At 59.5% G+C, this 16,756-nt stretch carries 18 protein-coding genes; 12 read left to right on the forward strand and 6 right to left on the reverse strand.

Annotated elements, in window-relative coordinates; genetic code table 11:
- Positions 1-194: 194 nt before the first annotated feature.
- The 5 genes from QP922_RS12325 (at position 195) to QP922_RS12345 (ending at position 5,023) form a co-directional block, all read left to right on the forward strand.
- Positions 195-893, forward strand: a complete 699-nt coding sequence (locus QP922_RS12325) for a response regulator transcription factor (protein WP_070671558.1) — start codon at positions 195-197, stop codon at positions 891-893.
- Between the two features lie 65 nt (positions 894-958).
- Positions 959-2,440, forward strand: a complete 1,482-nt coding sequence (locus tag QP922_RS12330; protein WP_246817056.1) for a HAMP domain-containing sensor histidine kinase — start codon at positions 959-961, stop codon at positions 2,438-2,440.
- A 110-nt stretch (positions 2,441-2,550) separates the two neighbouring features.
- A complete protein-coding gene (locus QP922_RS12335; RefSeq protein WP_502869618.1) occupies positions 2,551-4,047 on the forward strand; it encodes a S1C family serine protease in 1,497 nt (498 codons plus the stop codon).
- Between the two features lie 134 nt (positions 4,048-4,181).
- Positions 4,182-4,775 (forward strand): MogA/MoaB family molybdenum cofactor biosynthesis protein, encoded by a 594-nt coding sequence (locus QP922_RS12340; protein ID WP_070671562.1) that lies wholly within the window; start codon positions 4,182-4,184, stop codon positions 4,773-4,775.
- Positions 4,775-5,023, forward strand: coding sequence for a hypothetical protein (locus QP922_RS12345; protein ID WP_070671564.1), 249 nt, complete (start codon positions 4,775-4,777; stop codon positions 5,021-5,023). The genes QP922_RS12340 and QP922_RS12345 overlap by 1 nt, the downstream gene beginning before the upstream one ends.
- A gap of 136 nt (positions 5,024-5,159) precedes the next feature.
- Here QP922_RS12345 and mscL read toward each other — a convergent pair whose 3' ends face one another.
- The 3 genes from mscL to QP922_RS12360 form a co-directional block, all read right to left on the reverse strand.
- Complete coding sequence (gene mscL / locus QP922_RS12350) at positions 5,160-5,576, reverse strand: large conductance mechanosensitive channel protein MscL (protein ID WP_070671565.1); 417 nt, start codon at positions 5,574-5,576, stop codon at positions 5,160-5,162.
- A gap of 275 nt (positions 5,577-5,851) precedes the next feature.
- The gene (locus tag QP922_RS12355; RefSeq protein WP_284809821.1) at positions 5,852-6,508 is read right to left on the reverse strand and encodes an SAF domain-containing protein; all 657 of its coding nucleotides are present in this window, start codon (positions 6,506-6,508) and stop codon (positions 5,852-5,854) included.
- 56 nt (positions 6,509-6,564) lie between these two features.
- The gene (locus QP922_RS12360; protein WP_070671569.1) at positions 6,565-7,131 is read right to left on the reverse strand and encodes a 5-formyltetrahydrofolate cyclo-ligase; all 567 of its coding nucleotides are present in this window, start codon (positions 7,129-7,131) and stop codon (positions 6,565-6,567) included.
- 70 nt (positions 7,132-7,201) lie between these two features.
- Between QP922_RS12360 and QP922_RS12365 the strand changes: the two genes are divergently transcribed.
- From QP922_RS12365 to sepX, 4 genes are all read left to right on the forward strand, one after another.
- The gene (locus QP922_RS12365; protein ID WP_070671571.1) at positions 7,202-8,131 is read left to right on the forward strand and encodes a UTP--glucose-1-phosphate uridylyltransferase; all 930 of its coding nucleotides are present in this window, start codon (positions 7,202-7,204) and stop codon (positions 8,129-8,131) included.
- Between the two features lie 59 nt (positions 8,132-8,190).
- On the forward strand, positions 8,191-9,483 hold the full coding sequence (glp, locus tag QP922_RS12370; protein ID WP_284809822.1) for a molybdotransferase-like divisome protein Glp: 1,293 nt from the start codon (positions 8,191-8,193) through the stop codon (positions 9,481-9,483).
- Between the two features lie 5 nt (positions 9,484-9,488).
- Complete coding sequence (locus QP922_RS12375; protein WP_070671575.1) at positions 9,489-10,199, forward strand: GNAT family N-acetyltransferase; 711 nt, start codon at positions 9,489-9,491, stop codon at positions 10,197-10,199.
- 143 nt (positions 10,200-10,342) lie between these two features.
- The gene (gene sepX, locus QP922_RS12380; protein WP_284809825.1) at positions 10,343-11,704 is read left to right on the forward strand and encodes a divisome protein SepX/GlpR; all 1,362 of its coding nucleotides are present in this window, start codon (positions 10,343-10,345) and stop codon (positions 11,702-11,704) included.
- A 77-nt stretch (positions 11,705-11,781) separates the two neighbouring features.
- Here sepX and QP922_RS12385 read toward each other — a convergent pair whose 3' ends face one another.
- Complete coding sequence (locus QP922_RS12385) at positions 11,782-12,420, reverse strand: DNA-3-methyladenine glycosylase I (RefSeq protein WP_284809826.1); 639 nt, start codon at positions 12,418-12,420, stop codon at positions 11,782-11,784.
- Between the two features lie 24 nt (positions 12,421-12,444).
- Positions 12,445-13,029: a methylated-DNA--[protein]-cysteine S-methyltransferase gene (locus tag QP922_RS12390; protein ID WP_284809828.1), complete on the reverse strand. Its 585-nt coding sequence runs from the start codon at positions 13,027-13,029 to the stop codon at positions 12,445-12,447.
- 19 nt (positions 13,030-13,048) lie between these two features.
- Between QP922_RS12390 and QP922_RS12395 the strand changes: the two genes are divergently transcribed.
- Together QP922_RS12395 and QP922_RS12400 are read left to right on the forward strand one after the other, a co-directional pair.
- Positions 13,049-13,462, forward strand: a complete 414-nt coding sequence (locus QP922_RS12395; RefSeq protein WP_039674551.1) for a DoxX family protein — start codon at positions 13,049-13,051, stop codon at positions 13,460-13,462.
- Positions 13,449-14,138, forward strand: a complete 690-nt coding sequence (locus QP922_RS12400; RefSeq protein WP_284809830.1) for a zf-HC2 domain-containing protein — start codon at positions 13,449-13,451, stop codon at positions 14,136-14,138. The genes QP922_RS12395 and QP922_RS12400 overlap by 14 nt, the downstream gene beginning before the upstream one ends.
- A gap of 3 nt (positions 14,139-14,141) precedes the next feature.
- On the opposite strand, the gene pmt is transcribed toward QP922_RS12400, so the two are convergent.
- Positions 14,142-15,740, reverse strand: coding sequence for a protein O-mannosyltransferase (pmt, locus tag QP922_RS12405; protein ID WP_502869619.1), 1,599 nt, complete (start codon positions 15,738-15,740; stop codon positions 14,142-14,144).
- 44 nt (positions 15,741-15,784) lie between these two features.
- On the opposite strand from pmt, the gene rsmI reads away from it, so the two are divergent.
- The gene (rsmI, locus tag QP922_RS12410) at positions 15,785-16,636 is read left to right on the forward strand and encodes a 16S rRNA (cytidine(1402)-2'-O)-methyltransferase (protein WP_070671586.1); all 852 of its coding nucleotides are present in this window, start codon (positions 15,785-15,787) and stop codon (positions 16,634-16,636) included.
- Positions 16,637-16,756 lie beyond the last annotated feature (120 nt).

A 16,756-nucleotide genomic window follows, 5' to 3' on the forward strand; every position in this document is an offset into this window, starting at 1 on the left:
CCCTATATGTTGTGGTGACCCGCTAAACCCGCAGTGTTCTACTTCACCCCGCTACGCACCCCGAAACCGGAAGAGCCTGTTAACGTCCGTGCAATGGAAGAGGATGTGACTTTTTCCCTTAAGGGGGGATATAAGGGGGCGAAAAAATTCTCTTCGCTTCGTGAAAATGCCCTTCATAAGTCATAATTGGCTCTATGAAGATTCTAGTCGTGGATGATGAGCAAGCCGTACGCGAATCGCTTCGCCGATCCTTGAAGTTCAATGGCTACGATGTAGCGTTGGCTGCCGATGGTGTACAGGCTGTTGAGGCAGTGCACCGGGATAACCCTGAATTGCTCATCCTCGACGTCATGATGCCGAACATGGACGGCCTTGAGGTGTGCCGCACTCTGCGCAGTGAAGGCTGGGACCGTCCAATCCTCGTGTTGACCGCTCGCGATGGCGTTTCTGACCGTGTCGCCGGCCTTGACGCAGGCGCCGATGATTACCTGCCCAAGCCTTTCGCGCTGGAGGAGCTCCTTGCCCGAGTGCGTTCCTTGGTACGCCGTGCGGCAGCTGACTCCATTGGCTCCAAGCAGCCGGTCGAGACTCAGCTGAGCTTTGAGGACCTGAAACTCGATGCTGATACACGTGAGGTAACTCGTGGCAGCCGTCAGATTTCTCTGACCCGCACGGAGTTCGCTCTGTTGCATCTGCTGATGGAGAACCCCCGCAAGGTGCTTTCCCGCAACACCATCCTCGAAGAGGTGTGGGGTTACGATTTCCCGACCTCGGGCAATGCGCTGGAAGTCTACATTGGTTACCTGCGTAAGAAGACTGAAGAAGATGGCGAACCCCGACTCATCCATACCGTGCGTGGCGTGGGCTACGTGATGAGGGAGGCCACCGCGTGATTCTCCGAAGGCCCGCGCCTCCCGCGGTGCCTTCTGAAGCTTCATCGGCTACCACTGAGGTAGCCATGACACCCGGTCGCGGGTGGGCTTCACGGGCGTCACTGCGATGGCGCCTTTCTCTCGTTACCGGTGTCGTAGTAGCCGTCTCTGTGGCGGTCACGACGTTGGTGACGTACTGGTTGGTAGCAGTGTCGATGACCGCCAGCGTGGACAAGCACATGGACCAGCAGGCCGGTGTGTTGATTCGCCAGGCCCAGGACCCGAGCTTTGTCGACAACATTGACCAGGTGATCGCGTCATTCAAGTTCTATAACCCTGACACGCGGGTGTCTATCTCCCCGGCATCGGAAACCTTTGCGTATGGCGATGCGCTTCCAGTTGGCGGCGATTTTAAGCGTGATGGTGACACTACGGAGACTTCCATCCGTACGGTGGGCGGCGAGCGTGTCTTGGCCAGGATTCATGATGGCGGGGCCGCAGTGGTGTTGGCGCAAGACCTAAAGCCTACCGAAGAGTTGATCTCTGCTGTTGGCTCCGCCTTGCTCATGATTGTGGCCTTCGGTGTATTGTTGGCCATTTTTGCCGGCATGGTGGTGTCGAAGACAGGCATGCAGCCGATTGCACGCCTCAAGCGCGCCGTGGATTACGTCACCCAGACCAACGACCTGCGCCCGATTGAAGTTGTGAGCAACGATGAGATGGCGCAGCTGACGGTGTCCTTCAACCGAATGCTGAGTGCCCTCCGGCACGCACGTGTGCAGCAGTCCCAGTTTGTCGCGGATGCCGGCCATGAGCTTAAGACCCCGCTGACCTCGATGCGTACCAACATCGAGTTGCTCATGATGCTGAACAAGTCTGGTGGCGGCTTCGGAATTAGCGACGAAGATCGCCGTGACCTTGAAGAAGACGTGATGGCGCAGATGTCAGAGCTCTCCACGCTTATTGGTGACCTCGTGGACCTTGCCCGCGAGGATGCGACGGAGAAGGAGCCAGAACCAGTCGAACTTCATGAGGTTCTGGAAAACTCCCTCAACCGTGCTCGCCGTCGCCGCCCAGACGTTGACTTCCGTGTGCGCTTTATCCCGTGGGGGCTTGACGGTGACCCCTTCGCCTTGGGGCGCGCCACGCTCAACCTCATGGACAACGCCGCTAAATGGTCCCCGCCCACCGGCACGGTACGCGTATCCATGCGCCAGGTGGCAGAGGATAAGGTGTGTTTGCGTGTCGACGACTCCGGTCCAGGTATTGCTCCGGAAGAGCGCGAAAAGGTCTTTGAACGCTTTTATCGCTCCGCGGAGGCTCGCTCGATGCCGGGTTCCGGTTTGGGCTTGGCCATCGTCAAGGCCGTTGTTGAGCGCCACAATGGCGTCATCACCATCAAGGAATCCGCTGATGGCGGTACACGTATGGAGGTCATTTTGCCCGGCTATCCGGTCGAGGGCGATGCCATGGTGGATGGCCTCGAAGAGCAGCCCAATGAATTTCAGGCAGCGAACTCTGCTGACCGTGGTCAGATCTTCGCGGAGCGCTGGTTCAACCAAGGCTAGTTTGGGTGTTCCATCCCAGTTCATTGCACACAGGAAATGTTCAGCATCTCGTAGCAGAAAAGCAGTGCAGCTACAGATCTACGCCAGCACAGTAGGGCACACTAGATGGCATGAACATGAGGAACTCAAACATGGATAACTCGCAGGATCCCCGCCGCACTCACGCGGGAAGCGAGTCTACTGGTTGGAACCAGCCCCGCACTGATGCTCAAGGCGCACAAAGCTCCAACGGTTTTGGTAACCGTCCGAGTGGCGGCCACCACATGAACCAGATGAACCAGGGCGCAACGGGAGCTCCGTCCTCGCCAGCATCCCGCACCCCCCAGGCCCCGTACAGTGGCCAGACACCCGCCAACAACCAGGGGCCGTACAACGGCGGCACCTATGGCTTTGGCGGACAGCGTCCCCAGACCCAGCAACCTTACGCTGGTCGCGGATTCGAGATTCCTCAGTCGACACTTCAGAACCAGCAAGCATCTGGTGTGCACATTGTGCCGAATGAGCAGCAAGATAAGCCCAAGCGCAAGGTGGGATTGGGCACGGCACTGGCGATGATGCTCGTGGGAGCAGTGGCAGTTGGAAGTGTCACCGGCGCTGTCGTGGGTGCGGTGGGCACTAATGGCGACTCCACCTCGACCGTCAACGAGGTTCTGCAAAATCAGCCGGTGGCCAACAGTACCGGCAAAGAACCTGCAGCAGGTTCTGTGGAGGACGTCGCATCGAAGGTATTGCCTGCAGTGGTATCCATCTTCAGCATCACTCGTTCAGGTGGTGCTGAAGGTTCTGGCTCTATCATCTCCCCGGACGGCTACGTATTGACTAACCACCACGTGGTTGCCGGTGCTGACGAAGGCGGACGCCTTGAGGTCACGATGAATGACGGTTCACACCACACCGCGACTTTTGTGGCGTCGGATGCCACGACGGACGTTGCAGTCATCAAGATTGATGACGCCAAGGATCTCCCTTTCCTCCAGTTTGGTGATTCCGACTCAGCAGCTGTGGGTCAGGAAGTCGTGGCAGTGGGTTCCCCGCTGGGACTCAATGCAACGGTGACGTCTGGCATCGTCTCAGCGAAGAACCGTCCGGTACGTGCTTCACAGGAGGGCGGTGAGTCATCGCTTATCGACGCCATCCAGACCGACGCCGCGGTCAACCCCGGCAACTCAGGTGGTCCATTGGTGGACATGGAAGGCAACATCATCGGTATGAACTCGATGATTGCCTCGCTGTCGGGTGGTACGGGTTCAGAAGGCGGTTCTATCGGTCTGGGCTTTGCCATCCCGTCAAACTTTGCCAAGCGTATGGCCGATGAGCTCATTAACAATGGCAAAGTGAAGCACCCCACTTTGGGTGTGAAGGTACGAGCACAAAGCGATGTCTATGGCGCTGAAATCGTTGAGGTTGACCCCGATAGTCCAGCGGATAAGGCGGGGCTGAAGTCAGGCGATGTTGTCACTCGTGTCGATGACCGTCTCATTGAGAGTTCTGATTCCCTCATCGCGGCAACACGCTCGCAGGAATTTGGTGCGACCGTCACTCTTGAGGTGACGAGCCGAGACGGTGAAGATTCGCGAAAGGTAGAGGTAACGCTGGCGAGCGAGTAAGTTTACAGATAACCGCGCGGCCTAGAAGCCTCTGTTCCTCTAGGCCGCGTAGCGACCACCAGACGCCCGACATAGAGACGACGCAAAACAACACCGAGACGACACTAAGCCTTCGGTCTTAAGGAGACACCGCCTTGGCAGAGACAACCGACACCACAGACTTGCTGGGACGCGACGCCCCCCACGAGTTGGATGACGTCAACGAACCCGATGATGCGTTCCTTTTCGCCAGTGAACAAGAACAGAGCCTCCAGGCGCCGCGCCGCGCGCTTATCGTCATCGTTACGGACCATCCGGATGACACTGCACAAGATACTTCCCGCTTGGCAGGTGAGCTGCTGGCGGAAGCCAATTTCACCGTCGATGGTGCGGTGATTGTTCGCTCGAAGAAATCCAAGATTCGCCAGGCCATTGAGACTGGTGTTGTCGGTGGAGTGGATCTTGTCCTCACGATTGGCGGTACCGGCGTGGGCCCGCGTGATAAGACTCCGGAAGCTACTCGGGCGGTGTTGGACCAGATGGTCCCCGGAATTGCACAGGCACTGCGTTCCTCCGGCCAGGCCTGTGGAGCAGTGGATGCGTGTACGTCCCGCGGAATCTCTGGTGTGTCTGGCTCCACCGTAATTGTGAATGTGGCCTCCTCTCGCGCCGCTGTGCGCGACGGTATGGCCACGCTGACCCCGTTGGTGCACCACCTTGTTGACCAGCTCCAGAAGTCAAGCGTCTAATGGCACAATCTGAGCAGCGTCCTGCGCGCCGTCGCCGTCGCGCGCAGCGCCCGTCCACTGCGGAGAATTATGACCGCAGTTTTGATGCCCCCACCGCAGGTGCTCGTACTACCGAGAGCGATGGGGGAGAAGATGAACTACGAAGTGTCTCCTTCGATGAAGCGGCGGCCGTGGGCGGCGATGACGATCCCACCGGGGAAGCTTTTTACCGCGAGAATATGCCGCCACACTTTGGTTCCACTCAATAGGGGGCTAGAGGGGCAAGGGACACAAGAGTTACAAGCTCAGAGAAGGCTGCTGCCCTAGGAAGCAGAAGAGGGCCAGCCCCTTCGCGGAGAAAGAGCCGGCCCTACAACAAGCTTGAAAGCTTGTGAACGGTCGAACCTACTTGGTGGTCGTGGTGGTGCCACCATTCTCAGCAGCGAGAAGGTCGCGGATCTCGCTCAGCAGCTGCTCGGTGGTCGGGGCAGCTTCCTCCGGGTCCACACCCTGGCGGCGCTTAGCGCGCTCGGTCAGAGCGTTCATCGGAGCAACGATGCCGAAGTAGACCACAGCAGCGATGATGAGGAAGTTGATGGCGGCGGTGATCACTGCACCGAAATCGAGAAAGGTGTCTGGGTTGTCAGTGATAGCGAAGCCGAGGGCACCCATGTCTGCAGAACCGAAAGAGTTGATGAGCGGCTGGATGAGGTGATCCGTCACGGCGGTGACAATGGCGGTGAAGGCAGAACCGATGATGACTGCTACGGCCAGTTCGATGACGTTGCCGCGCATGATGAAATCTTTAAAGCCCTTGAGCATGGAAATGTCCTTATCTGCTATAGCCTCGCGCCTCACTGAGGCGCTCGAACGCAGGGCGATCGGTGCGGCAGTGGGCAAACGCTAGGGGGAAGCGAGGCTGAGTGGAAAACTACTGTGTGTTGAGAGGCCACGTGGCGGCGCGGTGCCGGCAGCAGCGTCTGCGCTGTTGGGCTGTGGCGCCTGGGTGGACAGAGCTACCGTAGTCTGATTGTGGTGATGCCAGCAAGATGTAGAGACAGCGGCGCACCTAAACGAGCTGATTATCACAGTTGAGGTCAGCTGTGTGCTCGGTCGCCCACAATGACGACCGTAAGCGGCTGAGCTAGGGAGGCCGCCGCGACGGCTTCGGCAGCATCAGCTGGTAGCGCAACGAGCAATGTGCGTCCCCGCGCGCCGTCATCACTTGTGCCAACGGAAATTACACGGGCACCGCTAGCGATAGTTGAACCATGTATAGCCGAATGTTCAAAGCCCAGCGTTTCTTCCTCGCCGGTGCTTCCGCCAACGATATTGACTGTATCGCCGTGGTGCAGGTTGGAGGCAATCTCGGGTTCAGCCAATGTGAGTGGGATGAGATGGGCATCCTCCATGCCGAAGTTTGCGATGAGGTCTGAGCTCAGTAGGCGCGTCGTCGTGAGAATCTCTCCTGGACTGGCAGATGCTAGGAGCACTCGGCCCACGACGTCATCTGGGGTGCCGCCCACAGCAGTGGCGGGAAGTAGGGAGGAAGGGACGCGAGCCAGGGAGACATCATTACGGGTGAGTTTCTCACCTGCGCTGACCTCTCGAGCCATGACAATGGCGCGGGGCTGCTCACGCGTTGAAGCCACAGCGCTGAGGCCAGCGGCCACGAGCAGGACGCAGGCCAGTACGCGGCGCAGGAGCACGCTGCGTCGGTGGCCTGGTGTGCGTAGAAGCTGGAGAAGGTCCATGCCTTCTTAGACTGGGATTAGCACCAGTCGGTTCCCAGAGCGCTATTCCCAGAGCTCTATATCCAGTGCATCTCGCGCTCGGTAAGGATGCCGTCCACAGGGCGATCATGCTTCTCAAAAGGAACCTCGCGAACCTCTGTGGAGTGCACGAGCGCGACAACCGGTGGGTGCCCAGTGGGAAGCGGGCTGAGGGCGCGGTCGTAGTAGCCGGCACCTTTACCGAGTCGCATGCCGGAGGGGCTCACAGCCATGGCCGGTGCCAGGATGAGATCCACCGTAGCCAGAATCGCACTTGAGTGGCGCTCGCCTTGGGGCTCCGCAATGCCAAGCGCGCCGGGACGCATGGAGTCTGGGCCGTCGTACCGCGTCCACAGCAGTAGGCCTTTCGGCGCGGAGATGGGCAGATATACCTCCGCGCAGGCAGCCTTGATAGTCTCCACAAACTCGGAGCCACCGGGCTCAGTTCCCAGTGGATAGTAAGCCGCGACGGTCATTTCGGGAGTCAGCAGGGCGCGTACCCCTTTACACCAGGCTTTATTATCCTCAGCGCGCTGCTCGGCACTACGTGTGCGTCGGGCATGGAGAAGCTGAGCTCTGAGAGTATCCTTAGCGGAAGTTGTCATGGATATAAATCATAGAATGGTTGCGTAGCGCAGTGCAGTGACACGGAGGGTGCATTGTAAACTGGAATCTATGGCTATTGCACATGAGGATTCCCCGACGGGAATCGCCACGGTTGTTGTTCCCGCTGCCGGCATGGGCACCCGCTTTCTGCCCGCCACTAAGACTGTGCCGAAGGAGCTGCTCCCCGTCGTTGATACGCCGGGTATTGAGCTGATCGCGGAGGAAGCCGCGTCCGTCGGCGCCCAGCGCCTGGCTGTTATCACCGCACCGAACAAACAGGAAGTGATGCGTCACTTCGAGGAGTTTCCTGAACTCGTCGATACACTTGATGCTCGCGGTAAAGACGAGCAGGTAGGAAAGGTTAAGCGCGCTGCCCAACTAATTCACCCCATTTCCGTCCCTCAGGAAAAGCCGCTGGGTTTGGGACACGCGGTGGGGCTGGCAGAATCCGTTTTGGATGATGACGAGGAGTACTTCGCCGTCATGCTGCCGGATGACATTGTTCTGCCTGCCACCGTCATGGGGGAGATGGCACGCGTGCGAGCTGCACTAGGCGGCAGCGTGCTGTGTGCTTTCGAGGTCTCCCGCGAAGAGACCTTTAATTACGGCGTCTTTGATGTGGAAGACACCAATGTCCCGGGAGTCAAGAAGGTTGTCGGCATGGTGGAAAAGCCCGACCCCGAGGACGCGCCGTCGAATCTCGTGGCAACTGGCCGCTATCTGCTCGACCGCAAGATTTTTGATGCTTTGCGCCGCATTAAGCCCGGTAAGGGTGGCGAGCTGCAGCTCACGGATGCTATCGAGCTGCTTATCACCGAAGGTCACCCGGTTCACGTCGTGGTACACCAAGGCAAGCGCCATGACTTGGGTAACCCAGGCGGCTATATCCCAGCTAACGTTGATTTTGGTCTACGAGATGAGAAGTACGGTCCGGCGCTGTACAAGGCGATTAAGCAGATCCTGGATGAGTACGAGGCAGAGAACGGCCTGAAGGGTTAGCCTCTGCACATTATGATTTAGTCCATCCCTGAAGAGCCCACAGCAAAGGTAGGCGGTATATGCGTTCGGTCGATGACCAGATGGCATTCATTCTTGATGCAGCGGTGACTCCAGAACCGGTGCGCATCGCTATCGCGAATGCTCTGGGCCTCAAATGCGCCGAGGAGGTGCAGGCCAACCAACCATTGCCGGGATTTCCGCAGGCAGCGATTGACGGCTATGCTGTTCGTGCCGTCGACGTGGGAGGCGAACGAGCACTCAAGGCCCGCTCGCGACCGTCTGAGGAGGACGCCGATGGCTCTGCTACGGAGCCAGAGATCGAGCGCTCGCTGCCTGTGGTCGGCGAGGTACCTGCAGGCTCCCGCCAGCCGCTACGCCTGCAGCCCAAGCAGGCGGTTCGTGTCTATACGGGTGCACCGTTGCCGACGTTGGCTGACGCCGTCCTTCCACTCGAATGGTCTGACCGCGGACGCAAGCGCGTCACCTCACATCGTCCAGTGCGTTCGGGTGATTTCGTGCGCCGAGTAGGCGATGATATACAGCCGGGTGACGTGGCGGTGTCGTCGGGAACCATCCTGGGGCCAGCACAGATTGGATTGCTCGCCGCAGTGGGCCGTTCCAAGGTTCTGGCTTATCCGCGCCCGCGCGTGACCATCGTGTCCTACGGCAAAGAGCTCGTCGACATTGATCGCGAACCTGGCCTAGGCCAAGTCTTCGACGTCAACTCCTATTCGTTGGCGGCTGCCGCGAAAGAGGCAGGAGCTGACGTACAGCGCGTGGGTATTGCGGCAGGCGAACCGCGCCGCGTGCGCGAAGCCCTAGAGACTTATCTGGCGCGCAGCGAAGTCCTAGTCATTTCAGGTGCCGTGGGCGGTGCCGGCGCGGAGGAGATCCGTGAGGTCCTAGATGAGCTGGGTGTTGTCGATACCTCTCGCGTCGCAATGCACCCAGGCTCAGTTCAGGGCTTTGGCCTTTTGGGTGAGGAGCGCATTCCTACCTTCTTGTTGCCTTCAAATCCGGTCTCGGCTCTCGTCATTTTTGAAGTGTTCGTTCGCCCGCTTATCAAACTCTCGCTGGGCAAGCGCTCCGGCCAACGCCGCGTGGTACGAGCACGCGTACTTAACCATGTGGAATCCCGCCCCGGTCGTCGTGGATTTATTCGGGCACGTCTCATGCGAGATGCGGAAACGTCCGATTACCTGGTGGAAGGCCTCGGCGGTGCCTCGGGCGCGCCAGCCCACTTGCTCGCCGGTTTGTCCGAGGCCAACGCCATGATTCGTATTCCCGAGGACGTGACGGAGATTCGCCCGGGCGATGTCGTTGACGTCATGTTCCTAACCCAACGCAGCTAGGACCCATGCTCGATCCTTTTGGAACCGCCGCTGGGCGGCTGTCGAGCCCTGCCAGCGGCGCGGTCAATCCTGACCACCCTGGCTGGCCGGAGGCCACGCCGTCACTAAGAATGCGAGGCACCACGGCTTTCCCTCAGGGCCTGAACGTTCGGCTGCGTCCATTGCTGCGCAGCGACGGTAGCGCGTGGCGTCAGCAGCGCATTGAGGACCGTGATTTCCTCAAACCCGTGGAACCGACGCTTCCGACAGAGTGGACCTCCGCGCACTCCCAGTCCGCCTGGTGGAACCATTTGATGTTCTTGCGTGAATCAGCACGCTCAGGGACGGTCGTTCCCCTCGTCATTGAGGTCGATGGTCATTTTCGTGGCCAGCTGACCTTAGGCAATATTCAGCACGGCGGGGTCAGTGAATGTTGGATTGGCTACTGGGTGCATTCGGGTGTACACCGCGCTGGCATCGCTACCGCCGCCTGTGCCTTGGGTGTGGATCATGCCTTTTACCGCGTTGGCTTGCATCGCGTCACCGCGACGTACCTCCCAGAAAATCCTGCCTCCGGCAAGGTGCTGCACAATAACGGCTTCCGAGATGAAGGTTTCCTGCGTCGCAATCTCCATATTGACGGTGCGTGGCGTGATCATCACTTCTTGGCGCTTAATCGGGAAGACTTTGCATCCAGCGCTGTGGAGCGTCTTAGGGCTGCCGGCCGAGTTGTCTAAAGCTTAACTACCTCTGCTTTCACATAAGTCACAACCTTGTAATTTTGCGGCTGACAATGCCCGAAGTGTGCCCGTAGGCGGCTAGAGTGGGGGCCTAGTTGTACTCCCTTTTCGTCGACCCCTGGAAAGTGGGACCCTTCCTCATGATGACCACTGTGCCTATCATCCTCGTCATTGTGGTGTGGCTTTTCATCCTTGCCCCTTGGCTGCTGCGCTCCCAGCGCCCCATGAGCCACACTGGTGAGGCATTCGAAGAGACCCGTGTGCTTTTTGAGGGCGATTCCGGTTCGGTTCCCGGGCGCCGCAAGCCCCGACTAAGCAAAGAAGATGTGCGTCCGAGCAGCTATAGTGCAGCCGACGACGCAGATGCTGATTATGAACTAGTGATTGCTGATGATCCCGCTGCGGATCACTCTCAGTTCGCTGAGTCTTCCCACGGGGAGGCGGATTATGCTGATGCTGTTGCCGCGACTATCGACGGTGAAGTTGTCGAAGCTGCCTCTGAGTCTGACACAGAGCCTGTGGACGACATCGATAGCAATTCTGGCGTGGATGTTGCGGACAATGCTCAGGCGGTGCCTGCTAGCGCTGCGCAGGCTGACGCGAAAGCCGATGATGGAGATGAGGACGATGACGACGATGTCATCGTGGATGAAGAGCGTATAGAAGACGCAGAGGGCGCTGAGGACGACGCTGATCGCGTTGATTCTTCTGAAGCTGAGGTCTTCACGGTTCCAGCTAATGCATCCGTGGCTGAAGACGCTTACACACACGATGAAACTTACACTTCACCGGTGGACCTTCTGTATCCAGGAGCTATCGATGGGGCGGACGCTGCAGGCGTGGCCGACGGCGCCAATGCAGCAGCCGATTCTGACGGCGCTGTGGAGGCCGGGGAATCGGACGCCGTTGAGTCTGGCGTTGCCCTACCCATGAGCGAGACCATCACGGCGGACTCCGACGCTGACGAGCAGGCGGCTAGTGACTCCGATACTGAACTGTCTGCGGAAGAGCTTGCTTTCGCTCAACGCCGCCTCGGACGCGGCGGCTGGGACCCCGTCAAGGAGAAGGAAGCCTCGGCAACTCGCTATCAGCGCCGCCAGCGCACGCTCATTGGCTTGGCCATCGCCGTGGTAGCCACTGTGTGCCTCGGCATCGTGGTGGGTGGATGGACGTGGTGGTTCGCCGGCATTACGGGTGCCATTACCTTTATCTACTTGGTAGCTTTGCGTTCCCAGGTGCGCCGCGAGCAGGAGCTGCTGCGACGCCGTGTTTACCACTTGCGCCGCGCACGCCTTGGCGTGCGGAACGCGGACAACCCCGCTGAGTCCCTGCCACCGAACCTTCGCCGACCGGGCGCACTCGTCTTGGAAATCGACGATGAAAGCCCCGATTTCGACTACCTGCCGGTCTATGACGAGGACGATAGCGATGGCGGCTTTGACGGACCCCACAGCTCACCACGTCAACGCCGTGATGACCTCGCTGCGCGCCGCGTAGGTTAACTCCTAAGGACTAGCCGGCTCTTAATCCTCCATCACGTCTGGTACCTCGGGCGACTCGGATACCTCTGAGGGGCTAGTTAAGCCGGCCAGATTCCGGAGGTTCCTCGGCGGTGTGAGCCTACGAGGTGGGCATCGACCATCCCGATGGCCTCCATAAGAGAAAAGCAGATCACAGGGCCGACAAATTTGAAGCCGGCTTTCTTGAGAGCCTTGGACATGTCTTGAGCTTCCTGCGTGTATTTGGGGATGTCCTCCTCTCGCTCGGGGACGATGGTGTCCTTGGGGAGGAAGCTCCATATAAACTCATCGAGTCCACCCTCCTCACGTAAGGCCACCGTGGCCTTGGCGTTGGTGAGCACAGAGGTAATCTTCAGCCGGTTGCGGATAATGCGCTCATTGTCCATGAGGCGTTCAACTTCTTCGTCACCAAAGCTGGCGAGTAAATCCGCATCAAATCCAACAAAGGCCTCGCGAAAAGCCTCCCGCTTGCGCAACACGAGCTCCCAGCTCAATCCAGCTTGAAAGCCCTCGAGACATAGGCGCTCCAGCAACGCCGATTCTTCGTGGATGGGCATACCCCATTCCGTGTCGTAATAGTGCTTGAGGAGCGGTGAGGCCACTGCCCATGCAGGGCGGCCGCGGCCCTCTTCGTCATAAACAAGTCCCGTATCGTTCGTCATCTCAGCTGTAGGTGGTGTCATCTCTGTAACAGTCATACCTTCTTAGACTGCGCACACCTCTCAACGGTTCCCGCTGGAGAGCTCTCGACTGTGGCGTTCTTCAAGCTCTAAGAGGAATTTCTTGGTTTCTGGGCCGCCACGGTAAGCGCCAATGTGACCGTCCGCGCGCACCACGCGGTGACAGGGAACTACGATGGGCAGCGGGTTGGTGGCGCAGGCACTACCCGCTGCACGTACCGCACCTTCGCTTCCCGCTGCCTGGGCTAGCTGGGCATACGTCCAGCGCGTGCCATAGGGAATGCTTCTTAGCGCATGCTGGGCGCGGCTGCGGAAGGTGAGTGGGGGAGTGGGGACGTCGACAAGCAGCTCAAAACTCTTTCGGTTCCCGGCGAAGTACTCGGCGAGTTGCCGGGAGGCGTCGTTGAGCACCGTCAACGCTGTGTCCTCACACTGATCGTTGTGGGCAAGCGCAGAATCCGTGGCATGAGTGGCTTTCGTGGCCGTGTTGAGGACCGGTTCCTCGGAAGAAAAATACACGTGGGACAAGCCCTGAGCGCTCGCGACGAGGGTAAGCGGGCCAACTGGTGAATCCACGGTGAGCCAAGTGCACATGGTGTGGGAGTCCTTTCGTGGGGCAGTGGGCATCCAGGGTAGTCTATGAAGCATGAATCGACCCGCCGTTCGCGATGCCGCACTGCTCATTCTCCGCGCAGTGCTGGGAATCATTTTTGTGGCACACGGCGTGGACAAAATGTTTTTTACCGGTATGGATGAAACCACCGGACAATTTTCTGCACTGGGCATTCCGCAGCCGCAGCTGTCGGCCTACTTGGCCAGCATTGCGGAAATGATTGGTGGGGCGGCCCTCGTCGTGGGGTTGCTCACCACATTTGTGGCAGGTGCATTAGCACTTCTTATGGCCTGCGCCCTGTATTTTGTGCACTTGGGCAATGGGCTCTTCAGTGCGGATGGCGGCATCGAGTATCCGTTGGTCCTCATCGTGTCCCTGCTCATGATCGTCGTGTTCGGCTCCGGCCGCGCCAGCGTAGATGGAGTGTTGAGCCGTGCTGACGCATGAGCAGGTGCAGGCGGCTATTTCCGCACAGCTTGATGGTGAAGTCCCTCAATTGTCACCAGACGTTATCGATGCCCATGTTTCTGGATGTGCGGAGTGTGCTGCATTCCGGGATAAGGCTGCTGCGTTGTCGCGGTCGCTGAGTCAAGTGGAACCGGCTGGGGCACCACCCCGAGATTTGTCTGAAGTGATCCTCGCCGGTGTGGAACCGGAATGGCAGCGCGCCTCCAGTGCTCGTCAGGCGTCACTAACGCTGGCACGGGTAAGCCTTGGTGCCCTGTCCGCTGTTCTTCTCGTATGGGCCGTCGTGGTTGTGGTGAGTGCTTCCGGCCTGACCACCACTGGCACAGAGGGAACCCTAGCGGAAGGCGCGGACCCAGAGCGCGCCCGCCTGCTCATGGAAACAGCCGCTCTGCGTTTCGGTCTGGCTAGTGGATTAGGTTTTGCCGCATGGCGTCCGGCATCGGCCCCTGGCCTATTGCCGGTGGCCTGCACCATGTTTGCCTTCCTCTGTGGATTCACCATGCGCGACTTCGCCTTGGGCACCGTGGGCGCTGGACAGATCTATATTCTCGTCGCTACTGGCCTGGCTGCTGCCGGGCTTGGCTGGGCGTGGGCCGCAGACCGCGGGTTTGTGTTGCGTGATGTCTACCGCACGCTCACGGCGAGCCCCCGTTAGGGACTAGGTCCACGACGGCAGCCACATCATCGACTGATACCAGGACTCGGGAATTATGAATCCGTAGAGGATGGGGGAGAAGTACGCGAACATGGCTACCACCAGCGCGGCATAACACACTGTGAGGAAGGTGCCCAGTGGAACCGCGGAGCCAAAGAGCGACGTAATCCACGGCCACGTGAGCTCGCGTCCACGACCAATCATCTGGCCCAAAGCAAGGGCGATAAGCACGATGACAAAGGGGATGAAGGCTGTGGCGTAGAAGAAGTACATCTGACGGTCAAAGACCATGAGCCACGGCAAGAAACCAGCGGCCGCACCCACAAGTGGAATGAGGAAAGCTCGGTTGCGGCGCACGAGGAGCGACCACAGACCCCACAACACAGCGGGGATAACCAGCCACCAAATGGCGGGAGTACCGAAGAGGAACAGCATCTTGCGGCACTCGCCTCCACCCCGGCAGGTGAGGTCGGTGGAGGAGTAATAGAGAATGGGGCGTGCCGCCACCAGCCAGGCCCACGGCTTGGAGTCCCACGGGTGGCTGTGGCCGCCGGACGACGTCAGCGAGGCGTGAAACTCCAGCACAGAGGTGTGGTAGTAGAACCAGCCGGCAAGAGGCTCGGGGAGGTGAAGGAGCCAGGACCCCTCCTCAATGGTGCCGTCGAACTTGGCGTGACGGTAAACAGCAGTTTCATCGGCGAACCACGCGCGCCATGACCACGCATAGAGTGCTACCGGCACAGCAACAAGGGAGGCCAGTGCCGCCGGGGTATCGCGAATCAGGGTGCCCACGACATAGCGGCGAACACCGTAAAGGCGGCGTAGGGCCAGATCGGAAAAGACGCTCATGAGCCCGAAGAACATGATGTAGTACAGGCCTGACCACTTCACCGACAGAGTAAGTCCCAAGAAAACGCCGGCGGTGAAGCGCCACCAGCGGAAACCAAAACGCGGGCCGAAGTCGGACGTTCCCATCGTCCCGTTCACAAAGGCGGTGTGCAGACGCTCACGCATCTGCTGGTGGTCGCGCGCTAGCGCCCACGCGGCAGCGACGACGAAGAAGACCTGGAAGATATCGAGCATGCCGAACTTCGAGGACACCAGCAGCACACCATCGCACACTGCTAGGAGACCCGCCAGGAAACCTACCTGCCAGGAACCAGAAAGACGGCGAGCCAGTGCCATGGTGAGCAGCACGGTACCGACGCCAAAGAGTGCGGTCATACAACGCCAGCCCAGCGGTGTATAACCAAAGACTGATTCGGAGAGCGCCACAATTTGCTTGGCTAGCGGCGGGTGCACCACAAGGCCGTATCCGGGATTGGATTCGATGCCGCCCAAAAAGAGGTTGTGCCAGCTGGTGACCATGTCCCAGGCTTGAGGAACGTAGTGCTTCTCATCGAAGACCGGGGTTCCTTCAGACACAGGGCTGGTAAGGCCCGCGAAACGCGTGATGAACGCCAACACGGCGATAATGGCCGTACTGATCGTGTCCGAACGGGTCCACACGTAGGGACGAGGTACGGGTGGTGCCGGGCGGGTATGACGGCCGGACACAGCCGTGCGGTCCTGTCGGACGGGTCGGGCGATGGACTCTGCGATACTCACTCGGAAGAGTTTAGCGTGCGTGTGCCATGCTGGGGAGTATGAGTCTTCAGCTTGAACCTTTGCCGCGCGGTGTCATTCTCGCCGCGACACCCCTGGGCAATCCTGGTGATGCGTCCGCACGCCTCATTCAGGCCTTGAGCCACGCCGATATTATTGCCGCGGAAGATACCCGCCGCGTGCGCAATCTGGCCGCTGCCTTAGGGGCGGAGATCCGCGGCAAGGTGGTCTCCAATTTTGACCACAACGAGGCGGAACGCTCCCGTATGCTCGTGGACGCTGCTCGCACGGGCACGGTCCTCGTCGTGTCAGACGCCGGCATGCCGCTTGTGTCCGACCCTGGCCACTCCATTGTGGATGCTGCAGTGGAGGCAGGTGTTCCGGTCACATGCTTTCCCGGACCATCAGCAGTGCCTACTGCCTTGGCGCTCTCGGGCCTGGGCGTCGGGCACTTCCTTTTCGATGCCTTCCCTCCCCGCAAACCTGGACCCCGAAAAGCGTGGCTGGAGTCTTTGGTCGGTGAGCGCCGCGCGATTGCCTTCTTTGAGTCGCCTCACCGCCTGGCGCAGACGCTTGCCGACGCCTCCTTAATCCTCGGCGCCGAACGCCGCGCTGCCGTCTGCCGCGAGCTGACGAAGACCTACGAAGAGATTAAGCGTGGCACCTTGGGCGAGCTCGCGGAGTGGGCCGAAGAGAATGCGCGAGGAGAAATCACCGTGGTCATCGAAGGCGGCGCAGCCGAACCGGCCTCGCTGGACGAGCTCGTCGCGCAGGTCCGCGCCGAAGTAGATCGCGGTGTGCGCGCTAAGGATGCGTGCAAGCAGGTGGCCGCCGGTACCGAGTGGTCAAACCGCGAGGTGTATGACGCGTATCTTGCTGCCCGCGACGAGTAGTGGCCGTGAATGTGGGCTTGTCCAGCACTGACACATGATGGTGAGCACAGTCTCTTTTACGTCAATTGTTATTGCTTCGTTATAGATCTCGCCTGTGTTTGCTCTGTGCGTTGGCCTAAA

Source organism: Corynebacterium sp. MSK218, from assembly GCF_030232655.1.
In the GTDB taxonomy this organism is placed as follows: domain Bacteria; phylum Actinomycetota; class Actinomycetes; order Mycobacteriales; family Mycobacteriaceae; genus Corynebacterium.